The following is a 23,460-nucleotide window of genomic DNA, read 5'->3' as shown; positions in this document are numbered from 1 at the left end:
ATGGAAAGAATAACTACTGCCAAGTTTTTAGAGAAAAAAAGGAAAGGGGAAAAAATAACAGTTCTAACTGCTTACGACTTCTTAACAGCAAGGATTGTTGATGAGGCAGGAGTTGATGGAATCTTAGTAGGTGATTCCTTAGGAATGGTTGTCTTGGGGTATTCCTCAACAATCCCTGTAACGATGGAGGAGATGATTCACCATACAAAGGCTGTTGTAAGGGGAAGGAGAAGAGCTCTCGTCATATTCGACATGCCTTTCCTTTCCTACCAGACCGGAACGAGGGATGCTGTTTTAAATGCCGGGAGAGCCCTTAAGGAAACTGGATGTGATGCGGTAAAAATAGAGGGAGGAGTTGAAATCGCTGAAACGATTAGAGCTCTTGTTAATGCCGGAATTCCTGTTGTAGGTCACATTGGACTCCAACCTCAGAGTGTAAATGTTTACGGGGGTTACAAGCTGAGGGGAAAAACTGAGGAAGAGAGGAAAAAGCTCTTAGAAGATGCAAGGGCTGTTGAGGAGGCAGGAGCATTTGCAGTTGTCCTTGAAAAGGTTCCTTCGGAACTTGCAAGGGAGATAACGGAAAGCCTCTCCATTCCTACTATAGGAATTGGAGCGGGGAGGTACTGTAACGGTCAGGTTTTGGTCTTTCACGACCTTGTAGGTCTGTTTGAGGAGTTCAAACCGAAGTTTGTTAAGAGGTACGCAGAACTTGGAAGGGAAGCTAAATCCGCTGTCAGAAAGTTTATAGAGGAAGTTAAGGAAGGAAAGTTTCCAGATGAAGAGCACTCCTACTGAAGTTTTAAGGGCGGAAAACGTCTTTAAGCTCTATCCCGTAAAGAGGGATTTTTTCGGAAAAGTTAAAGAGTGGTTTGGAGCTCTCAACGGCATTTCTGTAGAGATAAGAAAGGGAGAGACATTAGGACTTATAGGGGAGAGCGGAAGCGGAAAATCAACGTTAGGGAAGGTTCTCCTTGACATAGAGAACCCAACAGAAGGAAGAGTCCTTTTCAAGGGGAAGGACATATCAACCTTAAAGGGAAAGGAATATAAAAATTACAGGGTCAACGTTCAGGCAGTTTTTCAGAATCCTCAGAGCTCACTCAACCCGAGAATGAGAATCTGGGAAATTGTTACAGAGGGTTTGAAGATAAATAAAATATTGACCAAGAAGAGGGACCTAAGGGAAAAGGCTTTAGAGCTCCTTGAAAGGGTAGGGCTTAACTCAGAAACTCTCGATAAGTATCCTCACCAGCTTTCAGGAGGGCAAAAACAGAGGGTAGCCATTGCAAGGGCTGTTGCTCTAAATCCTGAAGTTATCGTAGCAGACGAGCCGACGTCTGCTCTTGATGTTTCCGTTCAGGCTCAGGTTGTGAACCTCTTTTTGGAGCTCCAGAGGGAGCTCGGTATGGCATACCTGTTCATAACTCACTCAATTCCGGTTGTTAAGGCAGTAAGTGATAGGGTTGCTGTTATGTACAAGGGCTACATCTTGGAGGAGGGAAGAACAGAGGATGTTCTTGAGGACCCTAAACATCCCTATACAGAGCTCCTGCTCTCGTCGGTTCCGGGAAGTAAAAGAACTTATCCAAATGTTGAGGAATTATCGATAAATAAAGGATGTCCTTTTTACCCAAGGTGCTACAAAAGGAAAAACGAGTGTTTAAACTATAAGGTTGAACTGAAGGAAATCAAAAACCGTAAAGTTGCCTGCATCTACTATCAGTGAAGAGGTGTATAGCATACGGTATAGACGAAAACTGACAGAGCTCCGCTCTCCTTCAAGACCTTTGAAATTTCGTTAACCGTTGAGCCTGTTGTAAATACGTCGTCAAATACAAGAACCCTCTTTGCGAAAACTTCTCTCTTCAAATTTTTCCTAACCCTAAAAAGTCCTTTAACATTCTCAATCCTCTCCTCTTTTGAGAGCTCCGACTGCCTCCTTGTTTCAAATTCCTTTTCCACTGCTATTTTAAATTCAACTTTAGCTCCCTTTAGAATTTCCTCGGTCTGATTGAATCCTCTTTCTCTTAATCTCCCACTTCCAATGGGAACAGGAATAACTGTATCCACTTTCCACTTTTCTATTTTCTCCAGTAAATCCTCTGAAATTTCCCTACCGACTTCGTAGGCAATCGGTCTAACCTTTGAAAACTTTAGCTCCTTTAGTGCAACCTCAGGAAGACCAGAGTAGAGTGTAAAAAATTCAACGCCGTCAAAGTAAAATTCCCTTCTTCTCTCAAGACACCTTCTACACAGGCCGTTTACCCCCGGTAGAAATTCAAGGGGAAATCCACAGTTGATGCACTTTTCTCCTTCGTATACTTTAAAATTCTCTTTCCAGCAGGGTAAGCACGAAACAAACTTATGTTCACCTATCAAGAAGGAACCACAGACGGAGCAGAAAGAGGGGAAGAGGAGGTCTAAAATGCTACTTGGTCTCAGAAAACTTTTTAAATTCATTAAACGTTTCTCCTAAAAACTCCTTCAAAAAGCCCTCTACAATTTGGGGAACATCCTCTACGTTACCTTCAACTATCTGCTTTCCTAAAGCTAAAACCTCTTCGGGAGCTCCCTTTTCCTTCATAAACTCCTCGTAAATTTCGCTGTAGGATTTACTCGTATCCACCGGAACGTAGGAACTCTCTCTTATCTTTTTGTTCTCCGAAACCCTCAAATAGAGTGAGTTTCTCTTTATTTCCCTTATTAGACTATCCAACGAGTAGATATCTAACTTTTCGTACGTGTAGTCAATCAAAACAACCGGCTTTTCACTGCAGGACTTTACCTTCTCTAATAGCTCTTTGAGGTCGTTTGGAGCTCTCTCTTCGTCAGTTTCAACTACGAAAAACTCCCTCAAATTTGAAAGTTCTACCCTCTGGAGCTCTTTAGTTTCCAAGTTAAATATGTTGAATCCCCTCCTTCCACCCTTAACTTCCCTCTTTGAGCGAAACTCCGTTGAACCGGCGTAAGAAAGAACTCCTCCCCTAAACTCTGTTCTTATAAAGGAGTGAACGTGGCCTCCAGCGTAGTAGTCAAACCCATCTGGAAGGTCAGAGATGTTGAGCTCGTAAGCATAGTCGTAGTAGAGGTACTGGTCTAAACCCTGGTGGAACATAAAGATTGAAAAGTCGGATTTTTGAGCTTTTTCGGAGAACTCCGAAAAGAATCTTTCCTTAATACTCTTCATATATGTTCTCGGGAAGTACCTCATTCCTGCAATAAAAACACCGTTATACTCAAGGCTTCCAATAGGGTCAATAAGGGTAATTAAATCAAGGTCCTTCAATATTCTATGAGGAGGAGAGTAACCTCTTCTCAGAACCCTGTCGTGGTTTCCTGTAATTGCAAAAACGGGAATACCTGTATCCTTTATTTCTTTAAAGACAGAAATTGCCTCAGAGATTGTTGATACGTCGGGGTGAAACGTTTCAAACAGGTCTCCGGTGTGAATTATGAGGTCAACTCTCTCATCTATGGCCCTTTCAACGGCCTGCTTAAAAGCCTTAAGGAAGTCGTTTCTCCTATCAACCAACCTGTACTGAAGGTAACCTAAGTGGCTGTCGGATATGTGAGCTACTTTCAATCCTCCTCCTACTCGTACTCTACTATAACAACTCCTCCAAAGGCTCCAACCCTTACAATGTGACCGTTCTCATCCTTAAACGTCACAACACCGGTGTGTCTCTTTTCGTTTTTCGTCTCCTCAAACCAAACGTATCCCTTTCCTTTGTACTGGGCAACCAACCTCCCCCCGTCGTAAACCTTGACTGTAAACCTTCCCCCTGTAACCTTTAGAACCTGCTTCTCAACCTTTGTCTGCCACTTACACGAACATCCAAAGGGAGAGAGTAGAAGAGGAAAAGCTACCAACAATAGTAGTTTTCTCATGATAGTTCGTCCTTCAGTTCCTCAAGAACTTCCTTTAGTTTATTAATAAAAAATATATTTTCCCTCATCGTTCCAACAGTTACTCTTATGTGGTCGTTAAAACCGTAACCGTCCATTGCCCTTACAATAACCCCCTTCCTCAAAAGCCTGTTGAAAACTTCCCTGCTTGGAAATCCGACCTTCACAAGGATAAAGTTGGCATAGGTTGGAACGTACTCAAGACCTAACTTTTCAAACTCGTTGTAGAGGTACTTCTTACCCTCCTCATTTACAACCTGTGAGTGCTTTATAAACATTCTATCGTCAAGGGCTGCGGCTCCACCTACCTGAGCAGGACGGGTAACGTTGAAGGGCTGTCTTATTCTATTCATGTCGGCAATTATCTCCTCCCTTCCAACTGCATAGCCCAACCTTAAACCTGCAAGTCCGTAAATCTTTGAGAAGGTCCTCGTTACCAAAACGTTCTTCTCGTATATGTAATCCACTCCATTCTCTATTTCAAAGCCGGCTCCAACGGCATACTCGTAGTAGGCCTCATCTAAAACTAATAAAACATCGTCTGGAAAGTCCCTTAAAAAGGCCTCAAACTCCTTTTTGGAGAATGCCGTTCCCGTAGGGTTGTTGGGATTTGCAAGAAAAACAACTGCCGTATTTTCATCGATGGCATCGAGGTGTGCCTTAAGGTCAATGTAGTAGTTGTCCCTCATCTTTACCACCTTGTGTTCGGCTCCTGAAAGCTGAACGACTATCGGGTAAACGGCAAAGGACTTTTCACTGTAAACGGCATTGAGTCCCGGCCTTAAGTAAGCCCTTGAAACGATGTCCAAGGCCTCGTTTGACCCTAAACCTAAAAATATGTTCTCCCTCTTCACTCCTAAGTGTTTTGAAAGCTTTTCCTTCAAGTAGTAGGAGTTTCCGTCGGGGTACCTATTTAGGTTTTTAAGGTCTTCGATTATTGCCCTAACCGCAGAGGGAGAAGGACCTAAGGGATTTTCGTTTGAGGCTAATTTGACAATTTCCCTTAAACCTAACTCCCTCTTGAGTTCCTCTTCTGGCTTTCCCGGTTCGTAGACGTGGACCTTTTTTATGTGTTCAGGAAGAGAGAACATTGAATCCTCCTTGAAAACCCTCAAAAATTTGATGTGTCCTTATTTTAGGAAATTTAATTTTTATTTAACAGGTAGCCGATAATTTCTGCCAAAAAGTCAACAAACAGGAAAAGTTTTATGAAGTTTTCCTTTGTTCCAAAGTTAACTGCAACTCCGTGCTGGATTGTATGCCTGTTTAAAATACCATCCCTGTAGTCAACAAAGGGAATCCAATCTAAAAACTCGGGTATTTTTTCCTCCTGAAAAATTCTCTCCACCAACAGCTTAACGGCGTACTGAATTGTTACAAACTTACGGTTTCTCTTCCTTATTAACTGTTCAATATCGGCTTCAAGAGTGTTTTCCTTAACGAACGTATCCCAGACGACTCCCTCAGATAGCGGAAAGAGGGCATATATTCCAAGTTCCAAACAGTTCAGCTCGTAGGACTTTACAATGTCCCTTACTATTTTCTCCCGTCTCTTAAAGGGGGAAAGTTTAATCCAGTTCTCTACCCTTGCCTTTAAGAAATCTGCATTCTCTGAAATCTCTGAGATAAATTCCATGAAATCTCTATTTAAACAAAAATTGACAACGTAAGAGGGAAGTATCCAGCCTTCATTGTAGAGCTCCTTGAGGAGCTCCCAACTTTTCACATTCATGAGGTATTTTGTTGAAGCCACGTGTAACTTCTCCTCAAACTCCTCCCTCCAGTTTTTGAGCTTCCTGTTCCACTCAGTTTCAACTTCAAAAGTCCTTTTCTGCCTAAATGCCTTTCTGAGTGCCGAGTAGATATTTTTAGACTTTGAAGGAAAGAAGAACTTCTCAAGTCCATTTTCCTTAACAATTTTTTTTATTAATTCCTCGTGGTTGAGTTTTTTTATCTCGCTTCTTTTTAAGTTTAAAAGCTGGGAAACAAGGGAGAAGAAAAACTCCCTTGCACTTCCTTCCTTTTCTGCCTCGTTTAAAATTTCTTTACTTACGTTCAAGGACGTGTTTTGAAGGTGTGAAGCAGGTAAACCTTCCCTTGAAGACCTCTTCTCCATTCCTGTATCCTACAACTTCAACAACTCTCTTTTTCTCCTTTCCCTTTCCCTCTGCAACAAACTCAACCGTATCTCCAACCCTCACAGGCTTTAAAAATGAGACCTCTGCAAAACCTAAGACAACGTTTGGGTGGTTCACAGAGAGCATAGCGGCGTAGTCTGCAGCAGAGAATATAAACCCTCCGTGGACAAGTCCCTTCTCATCTGCTGCCATGAACGGTTTTGTCTCTAAAACAACCTTTGCATATCCCGGGGCTATCTCAACGGGCTTTCCAGAAATTTCCTGGTCGATTTTCCTGTGTGTTTTTATCTCCATAGAGCTCCTCCTACTTGCAGTTCTTCACACAGTACTTGTAGGGAATAACCTTACCGCCACAGGATGTAAAGCAGACCCTGTACTTCTCGCCACATCCACAGTCCATACTGCAGGAAGATGAGAGCTCCGAGAGAATTTCAGAAAAATTCGGCTTTTTGGGTTTTTCCGGAGGATTTGGCTTTGTTCTGTTGAGCGTATCAAGGGCTTCCTCCAACTGGTACTTCCTGTCACAGATGTAGTAGTCGTGCTTGTGCTTTTTACACTCCTCTTTGAAAAAGAGGTAGTCCTTGTAGAGCTTCCTGTAGTTCCTGTTCCACTCTAAAAGGTCTCTCTGGTAGGTCGTGTAAGCCTCATTGTAGGCAGAGAGCTCCTTACTGTAGTTTTCCAATTCCTTCTTGTATATCTCCTCTGCCCTCTTCCTTGCATCGTCAAGACAGTTCTGGTACTCCTTCTTACAGTTAAGGTTACATTTATTGTACTCTTCCCTACACCTATTTAAACAGTTTTTGTTGTCCTCTGGGGGAACGTACTTGTAAGCCACGTTAAACTTAGGACCTCCGCACGAAAAGAGGAAAACAGATAGGGTCAGGATTAATTTTTTCACAGTTCCTCCAGACTTTTCTGTATTGCAACCTTAATTTTATAGGCTATTCTTTTATTTTGAAAACTTTATCCGGAGTAGAGTATGGAAAAGGCAATTGAGACAAGACTTGAAAATATAGTAAAGAAGTTCCAGGAGATTGAAAAGAACCTCAGTAACCCAGAAATTATTTCCGACCAGAAGAAATTTCAGACCCTTGCAAAGGAGCACAAGGAGCTTCAGCCGATATACGAAACCTACATGGAGTACAAAAACGCAAAGAGAGGAATAGAGGAGGCAATTGAAGTTATTGATTCTGAGGAGGATGAGGAGTTAGTCGAACTTGCAAAAGAGGAAAAGAAGGAGTTGGAGGACAAGGTTGAAAAGTTGGAGGAGGAGTTAAAGAAGCTCCTCATTCCTAAGGACCCTAACGATGAGAAGAACGTCATTTTGGAGATAAGGGCTGGGGCAGGTGGAGAGGAGGCAGCTCTCTTTGCTCAGGACCTCTTTAGGATGTACTCAAGGTACGCCGAGAGAAAAGGGTGGAAGGTTGAGATTCTATCACTGAACGAGACTGGACTCGGTGGTATCAAGGAAGTTATTGCGATGATTTCAGGAAAGGGGGCATACTCAAGGCTAAAGTTTGAATCGGGAGTTCACAGGGTTCAGAGAATACCTGTTACTGAATCGGGGGGAAGAATTCACACTTCAACCGCAACTGTTGCAATTCTTCCCGAGGCAGAAGAGGTCGACATTGAAATAAACGAGAAGGACTTAAAGATAGACACCTACCGTTCATCAGGAGCAGGTGGACAGCACGTCAATACAACAGACTCTGCAGTTAGAATAACTCACATTCCAACGGGAATCGTTGTAACATGCTCAAACGAACGCTCTCAGATTCAGAACAGAATAAAGGCAATGAAAATTCTGAGGGCAAGGCTTAAGGAGCTCTACGAGAGGGAGCAGAAGGAAAAACTTGACTCTGCAAGGCGTTCTCAGGTTGGAAGTGGTGATAGAAGTGAGAAGATAAGGACCTACAACTTCCCCGAAGGAAGGGTTACAGACCACAGAATAAAGTTAACCCTTTACAACCTTCAGGAGTTCTTGGACGGTGACTTAGACCAGATGATAGACGCCCTTACAGCAGCAGAACAGGAAAAGAAAATAGAGGCTCTCGTTAAAGAGGATTAGTTTCTTGAAATTTTTACTATTCCTCTATAATTTGCATCAGAAGACCTTTTAAAGGAGCTGTTTTATGGCTGTTAAGGAGGAATTTCTACCAAAATGGATTGCCTGGGAAATAACGAGGAGGTGTAACTTGCAGTGTATCCACTGCCGCTCCTCGTCAACGATTGAGTCTGAGCAGGGAGACTTTTCAACGGAGGACGGTAAACGGCTCCTTGACGATATATCAAAGCTCTCTAAACCAACCGTTGTCTTAACGGGAGGGGAGCCACTTCTCAGGGAGGACATCTGGGAACTTGCTGAGTACGGAACGAAACTTGGATTTAGGATGTGTATAGCAACCAACGGAACGTTGGTTGACGATGAAGTCTGCAGAAGGATGAAGGAAGTTGGAATAAGGATGGTTTCCCTATCGTTGGACGGCTCAACTCCTGAAATTCACGACGACTTTAGAAAGCAGCCTGGAGCCTTTGAAGGTGTAGTTAGGGCTACTGAGCTCTTTAGAAAGCACGGAATTCCGTTTTTAATAAACTCCTCATTTACTAAGAGAAACGCCTTTGACATTCCAAACGTCTACAAAAAGGCAAGGGAGCTTGGAGCTAAGGCCTGGTACATGTTTATAGTTCTCCCCGTTGGAAGGGGTGAGGAGGCAAATGCGGAGCTCTTAAACGATAAAGAAGCTGAATACTGGTTAAACTGGCACTACGAACTTGAGAAGGAGTTAATCCTAAAGGGGGATAACACAATTCTCGTCCGTCCTACATGTGCTCCTCACTACTACAGGATTTTCTATCAGAATGCAAAAAGGGATGGACTTGACTTAAAGAGGAGAAATTTAGTTTTCGGTACAGGTGGAGGAAAGGGATGCGTTGCAGGTCAGTCGATAGCCTACATTGACTGCCACGGCTGGCTAAGACCCTGCAGTTACTTTCCAGAATCCGACGTAAACGTATTTGACGTTCCCTTCCATAAAGCCTGGTTTGAGTCCAAAATAATGCAGGACATGAGAAAAATTGAGGAGTTCAAGGGAAGGTGTGGTGTTTGTGAATACGTGAAGATATGTAACGGATGCAGGGTTAGAGCTTACTGGAAGTACGGAGACTACATGCAGGAGGACCCTATCTGCAACTACGTACCTGTAAAAATGAGAATTGGTCTTAAGTCTCCTGGTTTAGACCTTTCTAAAAAAGAGAGTGGAGGAATTTAATGTCCCTTAAAGAACATCCGATTTTGAAGGCTGCAAGGGGAGAGAAAACGGATTATACCCCCGTTTGGATAATGAGACAGGCTGGGAGGTATTCAGAGAGGTACAGGAGAATAAGGGAAAAAGCCGGGAGCTTTATGGACTTGTGTAGAAATCCAGAGCTGGCCGCCGAAGTTACTCTTATTCCGATAGAGGAAATAGGAGTTGATGCGGCAATTCTCTTTTCTGACATCTTAGTTCCCATTGAGAAGATGGGAATAGACGTTAGATTTGTTGAAGGAAGAGGCCCTGTCCTTGAGCCAAAAGTCGAAACAGTAGAGGATGTTGAAAGGCTAAAAGTTCCAGAACCTGAAAAGGAACTCCCTTACGTTCTTGAAACAATCCAGTTGATAAAAAAGAAACTTACAGATAGACCTCTCATAGGCTTTTCGGGAGCTCCATTTACACTTGCAAGCTACATTTTGGAGGGAGGGAGCTCCAAAAACTACATAGCTGCAAAGTCAGCGATGTGGAACAAGATAGAGCTCTGGGACCTACTCATGACAAAGCTCACAGAAACTGTAACGGAGTACCTATCCTCTCAGATTAAGGCAGGAGTAGACCTCGTTCAGATTTTTGACTCCTGGATGGGGGTTTTATCAAGGGAAGATTATGAAAAGTACGTTTTTCCGTACACAGAGAAAATCGTTAACGAGTTAAAGAAACGCCACCCTGAAACTCCAATTATCCACTTTGGAGTAAACTCCTCACACCTTTTAGAGGTTAACAACAGACTCAACGTGGACGTTATAGGCTTGGACTGGAAAACAGAGATACCGTTTGCCCTTGATAGAATCAACAAGTCTATTCAGGGCAACTTGGACCCTGTAGCACTCTTTGCAGACGAAAGTTTGATAGAGGAAAAGGTCAGGAAAATCCTAAAGGAAGGACTAAAGGCAAGAGGACACATATTCAACTTGGGACATGGCATCCTACCTCAAACAGACCCTAAGAAGGCCAGGTTTTTAGTTGAAACTGTCCACAGGATAAGTAGGGAACTGAGGAGTTAGATGAGGAGAGCTCTAATCCTTTTTTTTCTCCTTATCGGAGCTCTTATTTCATCGTACTTTGCTCTTGAAACATTTGCAACGGCAAAAATAAAGGAAAAGTTGGATAGGAGACTTTCAAAAGTTCCCTATGCCGTCTTTTACTCAAACATTAAGTATAAGTTGGCAACTAACGATTTGGTTCTCACAGACTTTACAGTAAAGGGCTCCCTCTTTTACGTCTATTTGGGACAATTATTCATAGACCTCCCCGCAACCTTTAGAGAGAAGAAATTTCCTCCCGAGTTCTTTTTCTACGTAAAGAATGGCGTGTTCTCCCTCGACTTTCCCTTTGTTGACTCGATTTTAGGGAATAAAGTGGATTTTAACCTTGCAGGGGGGTATTCCTTCTCTGAAGACAGCCTGTTTGGATATTTAACCTCAAAGTTGGAAGGTTTAGGAGATTTTAAATTTAAAGTAAAGCTCAGTAGTTTAAGTTATCCCCTGATGGAGAGAATTTTTGAGGGAAGGACAACCTATCGCTCCCTTTTAAACAGGGGGAAATTGGACTACTTATCTATGACTATCAGAAACAGAGGGATATTTGAGAAATTTCTCAAATATACTGCTCAAGAAGAGGGAATAAGTGAAGACAGGGCAAAAAGTGAGATAAAGACAATGATAAGGAGCAACTTTAGAAATCGGGATATTTACCTCAGAATCGGTAAGCCCTTAGAGAACTTTATTGATAATCCGGTCTGTCTAAAAGTAGAGCTGAGGCCTAAAAATCCTATCAATTTGAGGGAAATTAAGGAAATTCTTAAAGAAAAACCGAACTTAATGGAGATAATTGATAACTGGGGAATAAAAGTTAAAACCTGCTCTTAGCGAGTATTTCTCCTTTTCCTTACCCTCTCTATCATCTCCTTGAGGGGAATAGGTTTGGCCTCTATACTCTGTGCAGGACATACGTTTCCACAGTGGCCACATCCCGAACATATTTCAGGAAACTCCGGAATAATATTTCCATTTTCATCTATTCCCCTCGTTTCACAGAGCTCCAAACACCTCTCGCAGTTCTGGCACTTTAGGTGGTCTATGTCCTTTAGATACTTAGGTGTGTATAGGTAACCTCCAAACGTTAAATAGGCGTAGTTACCGTTTTCGTCAGACAGGAGCTCCTCTTCGTTAACCTCCACTTCCTGCTCCGAACCGGAGCAACCAATCCCTCAGAGGAAGGCATCCTCAGGACAGACAATCTTACAGAATCCATCCCCTATGCAGAGCTCAATCTTTGTTATTGAAGCAACTTTCCTGTCATTAAGTTCAATCAGTTCTATACAGTTCTGAGGACATATCTCAACGCACTCGCCACAGCCTGTACACTTGGCGTAGTTTATTCCAGAAGGGTACTGAGGGATGAAGGGAGAACCATCCTGGGTAAGAATTACTTGATTTTTTGAACTATTACCATTTGTCAATTTCATTGTATAACCTGCTTTCTTAAAATCTACACTTCGTAATCTTAAATTTATACTAATGGTTAAAATATTCCAAGATACGTATAATTGAATTGATTTTTGTCAAAGCTCTATTTTCAATTCCCTAATCTTTCTTCTCAGTGTATTTCTGTGGATTCCCAATATTTTGGAAGCCTTTACCTGATTAAAGTTGCACCTCTTTAGAACTTCCCTTATCAAAACCCTTTCGGTGCTTTTTATTACTATTTCGTAAAGGTTGTTTTCCTCCTTCTGCTCTATCGAAAAGACCTTTCCAACAAAGTCGCTTATTATACTTTCCAAATTGACCCTCTCCCCTCTCCTCAAATTAAAGTCCTGAGGTGTAAGGACGGGAGAGGATGAGAGAACCATTGCCCTCAAAACCATATTTTCAAGCTCACGAACGTTTCCTGGAAAGTCGTAGGAGAGGAGGAAGTCTACTGCATCGCTTGAAAGCTCTTTAGGTTCTAACTTAAATTCTTTTGAAAACTTGTTTATAAAGAAGTAAGCAAGCGGAATAATATCCTCCCTTCTCTCCCTTAGGGGAGGAATTTCTATCCTAACTATGTTAAGCCTGAAAAAGAGGTCCTCCCTGAAGTTTCCTTTTTTAACCTCCTCCTCTAAGTTCCTGTTTGTTGCGGCTACTATCCTTACGTCCACTCTCTTGCTCTTAGAACTTCCAATGGGTCTTATCTCCTTTTCCTGAAGAACCCTCAAAAGTTTTGATTGGAGGTGGAGGGGGAGTTCTCCAATTTCATCTAAAAAGAGCGTTCCTCCATCGGCCTGTTCAAAGAGCCCCCTTTTTGAAGAAACCGCTCCGGTAAATGCTCCCTTTTCGTAACCAAAGAGCTCCGCCTCAAGGAGATTCTCTGGAAGTGCTGCACAGTTAACTGCAACGAAGGGTTTATTCTTTCTGTTGGAGTAATTGTGAATTGCCCTTGCTATAACCTCCTTTCCAGTTCCACTCTCTCCCGTTATGAGAACCGTTATGGAGCTCTTTGCAACCTTTGCAATAGTTTTGAAAATCTCCTGCATCCTCTTACTTCTTCCAACAATTCCCGTTGTCTCTTCGGGAAAATCACTCTTACCTTCGTGACTTGGAATTAACTTCTCAATTACCCTATCTATCTCTTCAAAAGAAAACGGCTTTGTTATGTAGTCTGAAGCTCCGAGGTCTATTGCCTTTACTGTGTAGTCTATGTTCCCGTAGGCAGTTAGAATAACGGTAGGAATTGACTTTAACTCCTCTAACGTTTCAAATCCCCCCTTTTCCGGCATTTTAAGGTCTAGGAAAACAAGATCGAGAGGATTTTCCTTTGCTATCTCAACAGCCTCTACTCCATTTTTTGCCTCTAATACCTCATGCCCCTTAGATTGTAGGTACTTTTTAAGAACAAGCCTTATGCTCTTTTCATCATCCACTACTAATATTCTTGCCAACCCTTCCTCTTCATTGGAATTAAAATTGTTATGGTTGTTCCCCTTTTTGGGGAGCTCTCAACTAATATTTCACCCCCGTGCCCCTTTACAATCTCCTTTGCTATGAAGGAACCTATACCTGTACCCTTTTCCTTCGTCGTAAAAAATGGAATTCCAAACCGCTTCAGAGTTTCCTCATCCATTCCAATTCCAGAATCAGTTATTTTAATATAAGCAAAATCAGAAGGCCTTATCGCATAACCGGTTTCTATTTTAAGCTCCTTCCTTTCACTTTTTTCTAATGCTTCAATGCTGTTCTTCATTAGATTGAAAAGGGCCTGTTTAAGTTTTTCTGAGTCAACGGGAATCTCCGGAAGTGAGGGGTCAAAGAAGAGGGAATAATTAATACCAATTTCTCTACACCTGTGCTGTAAAGGTGAAAAGGTCTCCTTAACAATCTTGTTTAGGTTTTCCTTCTTTACGTTTAAGTGCGAAAAGTCAAAACTTTTAAGAATGTTTTTAAGTAAACCTTCTATTCTCTTTATCTCAGAAACAATAACCTGAACGAGCTCTTCATCGTAAGACTTTAATTTTAGAAGAAGTCTTGCAGCTCCGTTTATTCCACTTAACGGATTTTTTATTTCGTGGGAGAGTCCCTTTAAAAATAGGGAAATATCCTTCTCAAAGGGAGATTCCAATTTTGGTTTTGCTATGAGGAGGGCTCCTACCGTCTGGGAGGATTTGAAGAGAGGTGATATGAAAACGACAAAGTCTCCACAATCCAATCCGTGTATTTCCATGTTTTCCCTGAGGGACCTTCTTAGGGCATCCTCAATATTTTGACAACTTAAAAATTGAGAGATTTTCCTTCCCTTTAAAAACTTCACCGATTTATTTGTAAGGCTTTCAAACTTTTGATTTACCGTTAAAATTTCTCCATTTGAGTTTAAAACGGCACAGGGAAACGGAATGGAAAAGAGGATGTCCTCGTAGGATAGGTTCAAGGTCAGCTCCAAAAGGAGAGCTCCCCCTTAAGTTATGGAGAGCCCTCCCTTGTTTCCTCCTTTAGTGAATTCCTTAAGTTTTGAAATGTCTATTGCTCCAGAGGATGGGAGCTCTATTCCGGCTGCAGCTGCTTTAAACTGCTGATGAAACTCCTTTAACCTTGACCTGTCTCCAACGGGAACGATTGCAGCAATCTGGGACTTTAAGAGGTAAGCCTCTACGGGCTCGTTTGCAGTTGGGTCCAACGGCATTATTGTTGCCTGAGCTCCCTTTGTTGTCGGAAGAAGGGCAAAAACTCCGGCTTCCTTCAACTTAACAGCCTCAGGTGTTATCTCCTCAACAATCCCTAAAACTCCTGATGTTGGAACTGAGGCCTCTCCTCCTCCTAACTGAATAAAGACCAACTTACCCTTTAACTCTTCCATCTCTCCTCCGATTCTCTGTTTGGTAAGGAAATAATTTAATCTTTAAGTTTTTAAAATAAACCTCTGCAAGAATACTCTGTAGAGGGCAATAGCGGTTGCGTTTGAAACGTTGAGGGAGTTTACGTGGCCGCCCATTTCAATCTCAACAACTTCATCCACTAATTTTAACGTCGTTTTCGATATTCCTTTCCCCTCAGAGCCGACAACCAAACCTAAGGGAAAAGGAAAGTTAAATTTACTTAAAGGCTTTCCTCCCTTTTCAAGGCCTATCAGCCAGCCTCCGGCCTCTTTAAACTTCTTTAGTGCATGGGAAAAGCTGTTTACAACGGAGAAGGGAACGTAGAAGAGAGCTCCCGTTGAGGCCTTTACCACGGTATCGGTTATCGTTGCACTCCTGTCCTTCGGTATTACTATTCCTGTAGCCCTAAAGGCGTCTGCAGACCTGAAGATTGCCCCTAAGTTGTGAGGGTCTTCAATCCTGTCCAAGAAAATCAGGTATCCGTTTTCACTAATGGTCAGCTCTAAGAGCTCCTCAAATTCCCTTGGCTCTACGGGAGAGACGACGGCAACTATTCCCTGGTGCTTTTCCGTCTTTGAGATTTCCTTAAGCTTTCTCTTATTGGTTTTGAGAACTTTAATTCCACTCTTCCTTGCTAAGGGAAGAACCCTTTCCCTGTCCTTAAAGTTTTCATCTACGTATATTTTTAAAATCGGATAACCTGCCCTTATCGCCTCAGCTACCGGGTTTACTCCGTAAATTACCATCAGTTGCTGACCTTTATATCGTCCTCCGTTCCCTCCTCTCCATCGGGACCGGGGGAGATAAGGGTGTAGTGTTTTCCGTCAGATATGTAGATAAATTTGTTTCCCCATGCATCCGTTGGAACCTTTTCAATGTAAGGTCCCTTCCAGTTTTTAGGAACTGGTTCTGTTTCAGGTTTTTCAACTAAGGCCTCAAGCCCCTGTTCGGTTGTCGGATAGATTGAGTTGTGGAGTTTGTAAAGTTTTAGGGCCTCCTCAATGTTTTTCATTTGAACCTGGGTTAACGTTGCCTTTGCCTCCTCACCCCTCCTTATGATTTTTAATCCTACAAGGCCGGCTATCAGGCCCAAGATAACGATTACAATCATCAGTTCTAAGAGGGTAAAACCTCTTCTCCTATTCTCTCCACCAGTCATCTCCTACCTCTCTAACAAATTCCATTTTTTCAACAAAGTTCTTCAGGTAATCAACCGCCTTCATTGCCTCATCAAAAAAGTCTGGGGCTATCCAGAGTTCTATGAGTCCTTCCTTCGGGTCTCTCGTCCTAACAGTTGCAATCTCGTGGTACCACTCAAAGATGGCGTTTATAAAGGCAATGTCCTTAGGGTTAACCCTATAAACCAAGTTTCTTCCCTTTATTAACTCCCTCAAATCTCCATTCCCTCTATGTAAGCCTTTTCGAAGGTTTTGTTCGTTGCAAGCTCTATTGGTTCCACTCTCTCCTTTATCTCCTTTAATTTATCCCTGTACTTAGAGCTTCCAAGTAATAGCGAGCCCCCCCTCAATGCCAAATTTCCGGCGGCTTTAGGCTCAGGAAACCCCTCAGGAATCAATTTTAATCCCCTCACGCTCCTTCTGTCTATGTGGCTTCCAAAAGCTCCGGATAGGAAGAACTTTTCCGGTTTTCCGAAACTCTCAGAAAGTGTCTTTAATCCACCGTAAACTGCGCCCTTTGCAAGGAGAAACTTTCTAACATCGCTCTGGGTTAGAGCTATTTCAGTTTCCTCATCCTCGTACAGAACGAAAGCCCTTTCTCCGTTTATCTCCCTCATCCTTTCCCTTATGAGTGGAGGAGTCCCTTCCTCCTTGAACGTTCCCTCACCGGTTAAGACCCTAAAACTCTTAAGGAGATAGACCAGGTCAAAGTATCCGCTCGCACATATCCCCTGAGGTTTTGAATTTCCTATTGTTAGGAACCTAAATTCCCTCCCGTCAAAGAAAACCTTGTAGATTGCCCCCTCTACTGCCCTCATTCCCGAAAAGAGTCCCACTCCCTCAAAGGCTGGTCCTGCAGGAACTGAAGCAGCTACTCCCTCCTCCTCCTTCCAGATTCCCATCTCTGCGTTTGTTCCAAGGTCTGCAACGCCAAAGGAAGAGTAATCCTGGATCAAAACCAAGAGGTTTGAAAGGAAATCGGAGCCTATAAAGTTCTTTAATGGAGGAGGGACGTAGATTTCAAAATCACCCAAACCTAACTCTTTACCACTGATGTAGACCTCATCCTCAATTTCTAATTTAAAGGGATACCTCTCAAATCCAGAAACTGGAGCTCCCAACAAAAAGTGCTGCATAACAGGGTTGGAAACTACAACAGCTTCAGATATTGGAGTGTTAAACTCCTTGATTAGGAAGGAGAGGGTTTCTAAAAGGAGCTCCCTCTCCTTTTCATAGTTCTCCTTAGAAAGCTCAACTCTCGTAACTACATCGGCCCCAAATGCCGATTGAAAGTTCAGGGTTTTTAGGCTCCTCAGAAACTTACCGGTTGATAGGTCAAAGAGAGCTCCCTCAACTCCAGTAGTTCCAAGGTCAACAGCAAGACCAAATCCCCCTTTATCCTCATCAACCTCAATGTCCGGAAGATTCTCTCCGGTTGAAACTAACCTCTCCTCATCTAACTCAACCTCACCCTTAAAGGGTCCCCAGACTAAACAGGAGACCTCATCCTTACCGCCGATTTTAACTGTACACTTTCCACATATTCCCCGTCCGCCACAGTAGGCGGACCTCATAAATCCCTTTTCCCTTAGAATCTGATAGAGGGTTTTACCTTTAGGAACCTCTATGTAAATCCTCATCCTAAACCTTAATAAACAGGAGTTAACCAGTGAGAGTACCTTTCATTCTCTCCTTTAACGATTGAAAAGTAAACCCTCTGGAGCTCCTTTGTAACCTTCCCAATCTCCCCGTTTCCAATCGTCACGTGGTCAATCTGGACAATCGGAGCAACCTGTGCTGCAGTTCCCGTGTAGAATGCCTCGTCTGCAACGTAGAGTTCACTCCTCAAAATCGGCCTCTCCTCAACCTCAATTCCCAATTCACTCTTTGCAATCTCAATTACTGCATTTCTCGTTATTCCCTCTAAAATGTTTGATGATGAAGGAGTAGTTATTAACCTTCCGTTTCTAACAATGAAAACGTTCTCCCCACTCCCCTCTGCTACCGTTCCGTCGGGATTAAGCATTATGGCCTCATCGTATCCGTTGAGGAGTGCCTCTGTCTTTGCAAAGGCACTGTTAACGTAGGCTCCTGCAACTTTACACCTTGCCGGAATCATCGTGTCGTTAATCCTGTGCCAGCTTGATGTTTTTGCCTTCAGTCCCCTCGACAGGTCCAAGTAGTTTCCAAGTGGAACGGTATAGATGGCAAGCTCAGTCCTGTATCCTATGAGCTTTGGAGAGATTTTGAGGTCTGAAAAGTAGGCTATAGGTCTTATGTACGTATCCTCCCTGTGGTTGCACTTCCTTAGGAGCTCTACGGTTATTTCCACCAACTCCTCAGGACTCTTTTCAACCTGAAGGTTTAGAATCTTGCAGTTTAAAAGCATCCTCTCGTAGTGCTCCTTAAAGAACAGACCAAAGAGCTGATTTTTCTCCTCGTTCCAGTAAGCCCTTATTCCCTCAAAAACGGCAGTTCCGTAGTGGAATGAGTTTGTCTGTATATTTATGTTTGCCTCTTCAATGGGAACAAACTTTCCCTCAAAGTAAGCATACCTTGACATTATGTTTCCTCCTTTTTCCTGTAAATGAGAATCAGAATTCCTGCAGTGACCATTATAATACTAATGATTTGGTTGTTACTGAACGTCCCCAATATCTCCTTAGGAGTTGCCCTGACAAACTCTATGAGAAATCTGAAAATTCCGTAGAAGATTAGGTAGAAGCCAAAAACCTCCCCTGGAAATCTCCTCCTCCTGTATATCAGGTAGAGAATGCCGGCAATGAGGAAGTTTGCAGCAGCTGAAACAGGTTCAGTCGGCCAGAGGGGAACGTTGAGAGGAGCTGCAGAATGAGGGTCTCTAAAGACAATTGCAAAGGGAGCGTGGCACACCTTACCGTAACAGCATCCTGCCATTGTGCAGCCAATTCTCCCAAATCCCAAGCCGACGGATAGGGCAATTGAAACGACATCGGCAAACTTCCAGACGGGAATTTTCCTCTTGTAGATGAAGTAGATGGCCGTTAGAGCTCCAAAGAGAACTCCGCCGTACCAGACAAGCCCACCCTGCCATATAAATAGTATTCTGTACCAGGGGTGAAGGTACTCCGGGTTGTATATAAAGAAGAAGAGTCGGGCCCCTAAGAATCCTGAAACAACAGACCAAAAGGCAGTATCAACAACATCCTCCCTTGGAATACCTTCCCTGTCTGAAAGCTTTAGGAGAATCCAGGAACCAAAGAAAATTCCTAAGGCTACCATAACCCCGTAGGTGTAAATCGTGATGGGTCCTATTTTGAAGAGTATCGGATGCATCTATTCCTCCAAAACCTTGACTATTTCATCCTTCATAATAAAAAGGGTCAAGAAGTAAACAGCAGCAGCACTTACCACTGTAAGGAAGAGAACAGAGACTTTTAAAATAAGTGAATTTTGGAGAAAGTAAATAGAGTTTCCTAAAAAGGCAGCTATTCCGACGGGAATAGAGAGAAGTAGGTACCTTAATCCACTTCTAAAAACGGTTCTGTATAGGTCAATTTTAAAGAGTTTACGGAAGAAATAGATGAGTGTTAGAACGTTTAAAAGTGAGGTTAAGCTCGTTCCGAGGGCCAAACCGGGAGCTCCAAGCTTTAAAACAAAACAGAAAAATAGGTCTACAATCAGGTTAAACGTGAGGGTGTAGCCGGCCACTTTTACAGGGAGCTTAAACTCCTCTAAGGAGTAATAAGCATTTGTTATTATCTTTTCAAGTGAAAAGAAGAAAAGGCCTGAGGAGTAACCCAAAAGGACGTAGTAGGTTCCGTTTAAGTTCTCATCGTTAAATGCTCCGTGGTTGTAAACAAGGTCAACGATTGCCTTTCCCAAAAACATTAAGCCGACGGCAGAGGGAACAATTACTGCAGAGCAGAGGAGAATTCCCGTTTTAAGCTCCTCCCTAAATTCCCCTCCACTTCTCTTAGAGAGCCTTGGAAGTAAAACCTGAGAGAGACCTATTGCAAACATTCCAAGGGGCAGTTGAACAAATCTGTTTGCATAGTATAGGTATGAAATTGCACCTGCCTTCAAAAAGGAGGCTATAACGGTATCTATGAGCATTGAGACCTGCCTCACGGCAAAGCTGAAAATCCCGGGAATAGTGTTCTTTAACGTTCTCCTAACATCCTCAGAGATTTGAGTTGAAAAGATAGGCTTAACAAAGAAGTCCTTCTTCCTTAAAAAGTAGACTTGAAGGAGAACCTGGAGAGCTCCACCAAAAACAACCCCTATAGCCAGGGATTCAACAGAGAGACTCCTTCCTAATGTAATTCCAAAGATTATTAACGAAAGGTTGAAAAGGGCTGTTGAAAATGCAGGAGCAAAGAAGTGTTCTAAACTGTTTAAGATTCCCCCGTAGAAGGCAACCAAGCTGACGAGGAAAATGTAGGGAAACATCTCCCTCAAAAGTCTCACCGCATAGACCAACCTCTCTCCTACAAAACCCGGAGCTATGAGCTTAACAATAAGGGGAGAAAAAATCTCGCCAAAAATTAAGGTTAACGTCAGGGAGGTTAGGAGAATAGAAAAGAACTGACCTGCAAAGAGTTTGGCCTCCTCAACTGAAAAGTTGAGCTTCTTTGAAAAGGCCGGAACGAACGCAGAGCTAAATGCCCCTTCTGCGAAAATTCTTCTGAGTAAATTGGGAATTCTAAATGCCACAAAGAACGTATCGGTTAAGCTGCCGGCCCCAAAGAGGGATGCAATTACTATGTCCCTTACAAGTCCTAAGATTCTACTTCCAAATATTGATAGTGATACAATTCCCGCAGATTTTAAGAGTGACTTTTTCATAGGGGGAATTATATTTGAAGGTCTGTATTGTTGGAGCAGGAGTTGTAGGAAGTTACCTTGCAAAGAAGCTCAGCAAGGAGGGGTTTGAGGTAATAGTCGTTGATATGGACAGTGCAAAGCTTGAGGCCATTTCCCACAGTTTGGACGTTTTAACAGTTAACTGCGATGCAACCGAGGTTAACTGTTTAAAGCAGGTTAAGGATTCAGACCTCTTTGTTGTAGTTACAGAGAGCGATGAGAAAAACGTGGCAATAACGACGTTGGTAAGGGCTCTCTTAAAGAAGGAGAAGGTCGTTTTAAGGGTCAGCAACAAGGCATTTTCCTCTCCACCTGTAAAGGAGTTTTTAGGCTCAGAGGTTGTCAACATCCTATCAGAAACCGTTCAGGCCGTTATAAACCAGATAAAGTATCCCTTTGCCATTGATGCAATAAGGCTTGAGGGTGAAGGACTGATAATCTTTAAGCTCAAACTTGACGTTGAGAGTTCCCTCTCAGGAAAGCAGATTATGGAGCTCTCCAAAATAAGGAGGAACATCCCCTTTACAATAGTTGCAGTTGAGAGGGAAGGGGAAACGATAATTCCCTCCGGAGAGAACTTCCTCTACCCCGGAGACGTTATCTACGTTGCAGTTAAGGAAGAGGACGGAGACAAACTTGCAGAGGCTTTAGGTATAAAGTACGAACCTGTCAAATTAGTTTTTATCTTAGGCTATTCAAAGTTTACTGAGGAGCTCCTTTCTCAGCTTGTAAACCTACAGCTGAAGGTGAAGTTCATCTCCCCAGAGTTTGAAAGGTGCGAGGAGGTCGCAGGTAAGTTTTCTAAGGTTGACGTATTCCATGGGGAAATCTCCGATGTTGAACTACTAAAAGAGGAGGGAATAGATAAGGCAGATCTTGTTATAGCAATAACAGACGATGAGGAGGCAAACATCCTATCCTCCATCCTGTCAAAACAGCTTGGAGCTAAAAAAGCCTGTTCTCTGATTTTCCATCCCGAGTACGAGGGAATTGTTAACTCAATCGGAATTGATGTTCCAATAGTTCCTAGGAAACTGTTAGCTTCAAAGGTCTACAGAATGCTCAGCAGGAAGAAGTTCTTGGAAATTTTTGAACTCTCCAAGGATTTAGAAGTAATAGAGATGGAGGTTTCAGATAAGAACGATGGAAGGCAGTTGAAGGATGCGGAGCTCTGTAATTTGGTTGTGGCCGTAAAGGGAAGGAATGGAACAGAGGTTGCGAGGGGAAATACCCTTCTTCACAAGGGAGACGTCCTGATATGTATAAAAAAGAGGTAGGAATTGAGGCTAAGTGTAGTTTTTAAACAGGTTGTGACCCTCCTCTTCTTTCTCTCATTCTCCTTTTTGGTTCCTGCACTTTACTCATTCCTCTACCAAGATGGCCTAACAGAGTACTTTCTCTTTCCTTTGGTTTTTATGGGAGCTCTCTACTTCTTAGCTTTTCAAATCAAAATACCAAAGAACGATATTTCTGTTAAAGAGGCAATTCTAATTGTCGTTCTTGTCTGGTTCCTCTTTCCGGCTCTCTCTGCAATGTGTTACATGGAAACAGGAGCAATTAAGTCATTTCCTGATGCCTACTTTGAATCGGTTTCAGGATTTACAACGACTGGAGCATCCATTCTCACAAACATTGAGGCTTTACCAAAGAGCGTTCTACTTTGGCGTTCAACCACCCACTGGATTGGGGGATTGGGATTTGTCGTCTTCTCACTCTCTATTCTCCCGGCGATTGGGGCTGGGGGAGCACAGCTTATCAGGTTTGAGTCGTCAAAGGCGGTAGAGGAGAAAATACTTCCAAAGGTTAAGGAGGTGGCAAAGGCAATACTGATTGCCTACTCCTTTTTAACAGTTGCAGAGGTAGTACTTTTAAAACTGGCCGGAATGAACCTATATGAGGCAGTTACCCATACATTTGGAACGGTTGCAACGGGAGGGTTCTCTACAAAGAATGCAAGTGTCGGGGCATTCCATTCTCCACTCGTTGAAACGATAATTGCAGTGTTTATGTTACTTGGAGCCTCAAACTTAGCCTTATACTACAGGGCTTTCAAAAAGAGGAGTATTAGGTACTTCTTTTCCTATCCTGAGGTAAAGTCCTTGTTTATAATAGCTTTAATAATGACTTTCTTCTTTACAGCGGTTCTCTACTCTGAAGGGTACTACAGTTCCCTGCTTCAGGCCTTAAGGTATGCTTTCTTCCAGGTTTCAACTGCAATTTCTACAACGGGCTTTGCATCCACGGACTATTCAAACTGGCCTCCCGTTCTCCTTGCACTCATCATGATTCTTTCCCTCATAGGAGCTTCCTCGGGTTCAACAGCAGGAGGAATTAAGCAGTTTAGATTCTTAGTTTTAGGTAAAACTGCCTATGGGGAGCTCAAAAAAACGGTCCATCCAAGGCTCATTTACAGAGTAAATTTAGGAGGAAAGCCACTGGAAATATCCACTCTAAACGCCATCTGGGCTTTTGTCTCCATCTACTTTTCACTAACAGTACTCTTTGGTCTGATAATTTCTCTTTCCGGCTACGACCTTATAACCTCTTTTTCCGCATCAATTGCCTGTATAACAAGCTTAGGGCCGGGACTTGGGAAAGTTGGACCTGCCGGAAACTTTGCCTTCTTCTCCAGTTTTGACAAGCTCCTTCTATCGGTCGAAATGCTTTTGGGAAGATTAGAGGTATTTCCAATCCTTGCAGTTTTTATTCCTTACTTTTGGAAAGATTGAAAT

At 42.8% G+C, this 23,460-nt stretch carries 27 protein-coding genes; 8 read left to right on the top strand and 19 right to left on the bottom strand.

What is annotated here, in order from left to right; all coding sequences use genetic code 11:
• Both panB and FN732_RS03615 read left to right on the top strand, forming a co-directional pair.
• Nucleotides 1-798, top strand: coding sequence for a 3-methyl-2-oxobutanoate hydroxymethyltransferase (gene panB / locus FN732_RS03620; RefSeq protein ID WP_142934814.1), 798 nt, complete (start codon nucleotides 1-3; stop codon nucleotides 796-798).
• Entirely contained in the window at nucleotides 779-1,729 is a 951-nt protein-coding gene (locus FN732_RS03615) for an ABC transporter ATP-binding protein (protein WP_142934812.1), read from the top strand. The genes panB and FN732_RS03615 overlap by 20 nt, the downstream gene beginning before the upstream one ends.
• Here the strand turns inward: FN732_RS03615 and FN732_RS03610 are convergent.
• The 7 genes from FN732_RS03610 to FN732_RS03580 are packed head-to-tail and all read right to left on the bottom strand — an operon-like array spanning nucleotide 1,723 to nucleotide 6,945.
• Nucleotides 1,723-2,463: a ComF family protein gene (locus FN732_RS03610; RefSeq protein WP_142934810.1), complete on the bottom strand. Its 741-nt coding sequence runs from the start codon at nucleotides 2,461-2,463 to the stop codon at nucleotides 1,723-1,725. The genes FN732_RS03615 and FN732_RS03610 overlap by 7 nt on opposite strands.
• Nucleotides 2,432-3,586: a metallophosphoesterase family protein gene (locus FN732_RS03605; RefSeq protein WP_142934808.1), complete on the bottom strand. Its 1,155-nt coding sequence runs from the start codon at nucleotides 3,584-3,586 to the stop codon at nucleotides 2,432-2,434. The genes FN732_RS03610 and FN732_RS03605 overlap by 32 nt, the downstream gene beginning before the upstream one ends.
• 8 nt (nucleotides 3,587-3,594) lie before the next feature.
• The gene (locus tag FN732_RS03600; protein WP_142934806.1) at nucleotides 3,595-3,891 is read right to left on the bottom strand and encodes a hypothetical protein; all 297 of its coding nucleotides are present in this window, start codon (nucleotides 3,889-3,891) and stop codon (nucleotides 3,595-3,597) included.
• A complete protein-coding gene (gene hisC, locus FN732_RS03595) occupies nucleotides 3,888-5,000 on the bottom strand; it encodes a histidinol-phosphate transaminase (protein ID WP_142934804.1) in 1,113 nt (370 codons plus the stop codon). Before hisC ends, FN732_RS03600 begins: the two co-directional genes overlap by 4 nt.
• Nucleotides 5,001-5,053: 53 nt before the next feature.
• Nucleotides 5,054-6,025: a hypothetical protein gene (locus tag FN732_RS03590; protein WP_142934802.1), complete on the bottom strand. Its 972-nt coding sequence runs from the start codon at nucleotides 6,023-6,025 to the stop codon at nucleotides 5,054-5,056.
• Nucleotides 5,955-6,341, bottom strand: coding sequence for a PaaI family thioesterase (locus FN732_RS03585; protein WP_142934799.1), 387 nt, complete (start codon nucleotides 6,339-6,341; stop codon nucleotides 5,955-5,957). The genes FN732_RS03590 and FN732_RS03585 overlap by 71 nt, the downstream gene beginning before the upstream one ends.
• A 10-nt stretch (nucleotides 6,342-6,351) precedes the next feature.
• The gene (locus tag FN732_RS03580; RefSeq protein WP_142934797.1) at nucleotides 6,352-6,945 is read right to left on the bottom strand and encodes a hypothetical protein; all 594 of its coding nucleotides are present in this window, start codon (nucleotides 6,943-6,945) and stop codon (nucleotides 6,352-6,354) included.
• Between the two features lie 81 nt (nucleotides 6,946-7,026).
• Here FN732_RS03580 and prfA point away from each other — a divergent pair, with 81 nt between their 5' ends.
• The 4 genes from prfA (at nucleotide 7,027) to FN732_RS03560 (ending at nucleotide 11,226) form a co-directional block, all read left to right on the top strand.
• The gene (prfA, locus tag FN732_RS03575; RefSeq protein WP_142934795.1) at nucleotides 7,027-8,115 is read left to right on the top strand and encodes a peptide chain release factor 1; all 1,089 of its coding nucleotides are present in this window, start codon (nucleotides 7,027-7,029) and stop codon (nucleotides 8,113-8,115) included.
• Between the two features lie 64 nt (nucleotides 8,116-8,179).
• A complete protein-coding gene (locus FN732_RS03570; RefSeq protein ID WP_142934793.1) occupies nucleotides 8,180-9,316 on the top strand; it encodes a radical SAM/SPASM domain-containing protein in 1,137 nt (378 codons plus the stop codon).
• Nucleotides 9,316-10,362, top strand: coding sequence for a uroporphyrinogen decarboxylase (gene hemE, locus FN732_RS03565; RefSeq protein ID WP_142934791.1), 1,047 nt, complete (start codon nucleotides 9,316-9,318; stop codon nucleotides 10,360-10,362). The genes FN732_RS03570 and hemE overlap by 1 nt, the downstream gene beginning before the upstream one ends.
• Nucleotides 10,363-11,226 carry a hypothetical protein gene (locus FN732_RS03560; protein ID WP_142934789.1) on the top strand — a complete coding sequence of 288 codons (864 nt, stop codon included), beginning with the start codon at nucleotides 10,363-10,365 and terminating at the stop codon, nucleotides 11,224-11,226.
• Here FN732_RS03560 and FN732_RS03555 read toward each other — a convergent pair.
• From FN732_RS03555 to murJ, 12 genes are all read right to left on the bottom strand, one after another.
• Complete coding sequence (locus FN732_RS03555) at nucleotides 11,223-11,537, bottom strand: ferredoxin family protein (RefSeq protein ID WP_142934787.1); 315 nt, start codon at nucleotides 11,535-11,537, stop codon at nucleotides 11,223-11,225. The genes FN732_RS03560 and FN732_RS03555 overlap by 4 nt on opposite strands.
• 30 nt (nucleotides 11,538-11,567) lie before the next feature.
• Entirely contained in the window at nucleotides 11,568-11,825 is a 258-nt protein-coding gene (locus FN732_RS03550; protein WP_142934785.1) for a 4Fe-4S binding protein, read from the bottom strand.
• A gap of 96 nt (nucleotides 11,826-11,921) precedes the next feature.
• Nucleotides 11,922-13,277: a sigma-54-dependent transcriptional regulator gene (locus FN732_RS03545; protein ID WP_142934783.1), complete on the bottom strand. Its 1,356-nt coding sequence runs from the start codon at nucleotides 13,275-13,277 to the stop codon at nucleotides 11,922-11,924.
• Nucleotides 13,262-14,272, bottom strand: a complete 1,011-nt coding sequence (locus FN732_RS03540; RefSeq protein ID WP_246051316.1) for a two-component system sensor histidine kinase NtrB — start codon at nucleotides 14,270-14,272, stop codon at nucleotides 13,262-13,264. The genes FN732_RS03545 and FN732_RS03540 overlap by 16 nt, the downstream gene beginning before the upstream one ends.
• Nucleotides 14,273-14,287: 15 nt before the next feature.
• Nucleotides 14,288-14,686 carry a hypothetical protein gene (locus tag FN732_RS03535; RefSeq protein WP_142934781.1) on the bottom strand — a complete coding sequence of 133 codons (399 nt, stop codon included), beginning with the start codon at nucleotides 14,684-14,686 and terminating at the stop codon, nucleotides 14,288-14,290.
• 42 nt (nucleotides 14,687-14,728) lie between these two features.
• The gene (gene rlmB / locus FN732_RS03530) at nucleotides 14,729-15,451 is read right to left on the bottom strand and encodes a 23S rRNA (guanosine(2251)-2'-O)-methyltransferase RlmB (protein WP_142934779.1); all 723 of its coding nucleotides are present in this window, start codon (nucleotides 15,449-15,451) and stop codon (nucleotides 14,729-14,731) included.
• On the bottom strand, nucleotides 15,451-15,864 hold the full coding sequence (gspG, locus tag FN732_RS03525; RefSeq protein WP_142934776.1) for a type II secretion system major pseudopilin GspG: 414 nt from the start codon (nucleotides 15,862-15,864) through the stop codon (nucleotides 15,451-15,453). The genes rlmB and gspG overlap by 1 nt, the downstream gene beginning before the upstream one ends.
• The gene (locus FN732_RS03520; protein WP_142934774.1) at nucleotides 15,845-16,099 is read right to left on the bottom strand and encodes a DUF4911 domain-containing protein; all 255 of its coding nucleotides are present in this window, start codon (nucleotides 16,097-16,099) and stop codon (nucleotides 15,845-15,847) included. The genes gspG and FN732_RS03520 overlap by 20 nt, the downstream gene beginning before the upstream one ends.
• Nucleotides 16,096-17,523, bottom strand: a complete 1,428-nt coding sequence (locus FN732_RS03515; protein WP_142934771.1) for an ASKHA domain-containing protein — start codon at nucleotides 17,521-17,523, stop codon at nucleotides 16,096-16,098. Before FN732_RS03515 ends, FN732_RS03520 begins: the two co-directional genes overlap by 4 nt.
• Nucleotides 17,524-17,531: 8 nt before the next feature.
• A complete protein-coding gene (locus FN732_RS03510) occupies nucleotides 17,532-18,446 on the bottom strand; it encodes a branched-chain amino acid transaminase (RefSeq protein ID WP_142934769.1) in 915 nt (304 codons plus the stop codon).
• On the bottom strand, nucleotides 18,446-19,198 hold the full coding sequence (lgt, locus tag FN732_RS03505; protein WP_142934768.1) for a prolipoprotein diacylglyceryl transferase: 753 nt from the start codon (nucleotides 19,196-19,198) through the stop codon (nucleotides 18,446-18,448). Before lgt ends, FN732_RS03510 begins: the two co-directional genes overlap by 1 nt.
• Nucleotides 19,199-20,710 (bottom strand): murein biosynthesis integral membrane protein MurJ, encoded by a 1,512-nt coding sequence (gene murJ, locus FN732_RS03500; protein ID WP_142934766.1) that lies wholly within the window; start codon nucleotides 20,708-20,710, stop codon nucleotides 19,199-19,201. It abuts the gene before it with no gap.
• A gap of 14 nt (nucleotides 20,711-20,724) precedes the next feature.
• On the opposite strand from murJ, the gene FN732_RS03495 reads away from it, so the two are divergent.
• Nucleotides 20,725-22,005, top strand: a complete 1,281-nt coding sequence (locus FN732_RS03495) for an NAD-binding protein (protein WP_142934764.1) — start codon at nucleotides 20,725-20,727, stop codon at nucleotides 22,003-22,005.
• A gap of 3 nt (nucleotides 22,006-22,008) precedes the next feature.
• On the top strand, nucleotides 22,009-23,457 hold the full coding sequence (locus FN732_RS03490) for a TrkH family potassium uptake protein (RefSeq protein ID WP_142934761.1): 1,449 nt from the start codon (nucleotides 22,009-22,011) through the stop codon (nucleotides 23,455-23,457).
• Nucleotides 23,458-23,460 lie beyond the last annotated feature (3 nt).

This window comes from Balnearium lithotrophicum (assembly GCF_900182585.1).
In the GTDB taxonomy this organism is placed as follows: domain Bacteria; phylum Aquificota; class Aquificia; order Desulfurobacteriales; family Desulfurobacteriaceae; genus Balnearium; species Balnearium lithotrophicum.
This window is presented reverse-complemented; position numbering and strand designations above follow the sequence as displayed.

What these genes read in the sequence shown, in the direction of transcription:
- panB (WP_142934814.1), top strand. Translation starts at nt 1, where the DNA reads ATGGAAAGAATAACTACTGCCAAGTTTTTAGAGAAAAAAAGGAAAGGG.
- FN732_RS03615 (WP_142934812.1), top strand. Translation starts at nt 779, where the DNA reads ATGAAGAGCACTCCTACTGAAGTTTTAAGGGCGGAAAACGTCTTTAAG.
- FN732_RS03610 (WP_142934810.1), bottom strand. Translation starts at nt 2,463, where the DNA reads ATGAATTTAAAAAGTTTTCTGAGACCAAGTAGCATTTTAGACCTCCTC.
- FN732_RS03600 (WP_142934806.1), bottom strand. Translation starts at nt 3,891, where the DNA reads ATGAGAAAACTACTATTGTTGGTAGCTTTTCCTCTTCTACTCTCTCCC.
- hisC (WP_142934804.1), bottom strand. Translation starts at nt 5,000, where the DNA reads ATGTTCTCTCTTCCTGAACACATAAAAAAGGTCCACGTCTACGAACCG.
- FN732_RS03590 (WP_142934802.1), bottom strand. Translation starts at nt 6,025, where the DNA reads ATGGAGAAGAGGTCTTCAAGGGAAGGTTTACCTGCTTCACACCTTCAA.
- FN732_RS03585 (WP_142934799.1), bottom strand. Translation starts at nt 6,341, where the DNA reads ATGGAGATAAAAACACACAGGAAAATCGACCAGGAAATTTCTGGAAAG.
- prfA (WP_142934795.1), top strand. Translation starts at nt 7,027, where the DNA reads ATGGAAAAGGCAATTGAGACAAGACTTGAAAATATAGTAAAGAAGTTC.
- FN732_RS03570 (WP_142934793.1), top strand. Translation starts at nt 8,180, where the DNA reads ATGGCTGTTAAGGAGGAATTTCTACCAAAATGGATTGCCTGGGAAATA.
- hemE (WP_142934791.1), top strand. Translation starts at nt 9,316, where the DNA reads ATGTCCCTTAAAGAACATCCGATTTTGAAGGCTGCAAGGGGAGAGAAA.
- FN732_RS03560 (WP_142934789.1), top strand. Translation starts at nt 10,363, where the DNA reads ATGAGGAGAGCTCTAATCCTTTTTTTTCTCCTTATCGGAGCTCTTATT.
- FN732_RS03550 (WP_142934785.1), bottom strand. Translation starts at nt 11,825, where the DNA reads ATGAAATTGACAAATGGTAATAGTTCAAAAAATCAAGTAATTCTTACC.
- FN732_RS03535 (WP_142934781.1), bottom strand. Translation starts at nt 14,686, where the DNA reads ATGGAAGAGTTAAAGGGTAAGTTGGTCTTTATTCAGTTAGGAGGAGGA.
- rlmB (WP_142934779.1), bottom strand. Translation starts at nt 15,451, where the DNA reads ATGGTAATTTACGGAGTAAACCCGGTAGCTGAGGCGATAAGGGCAGGT.
- gspG (WP_142934776.1), bottom strand. Translation starts at nt 15,864, where the DNA reads ATGACTGGTGGAGAGAATAGGAGAAGAGGTTTTACCCTCTTAGAACTG.
- FN732_RS03515 (WP_142934771.1), bottom strand. Translation starts at nt 17,523, where the DNA reads ATGAGGATTTACATAGAGGTTCCTAAAGGTAAAACCCTCTATCAGATT.
- FN732_RS03510 (WP_142934769.1), bottom strand. Translation starts at nt 18,446, where the DNA reads ATGTCAAGGTATGCTTACTTTGAGGGAAAGTTTGTTCCCATTGAAGAG.
- lgt (WP_142934768.1), bottom strand. Translation starts at nt 19,198, where the DNA reads ATGCATCCGATACTCTTCAAAATAGGACCCATCACGATTTACACCTAC.
- murJ (WP_142934766.1), bottom strand. Translation starts at nt 20,710, where the DNA reads ATGAAAAAGTCACTCTTAAAATCTGCGGGAATTGTATCACTATCAATA.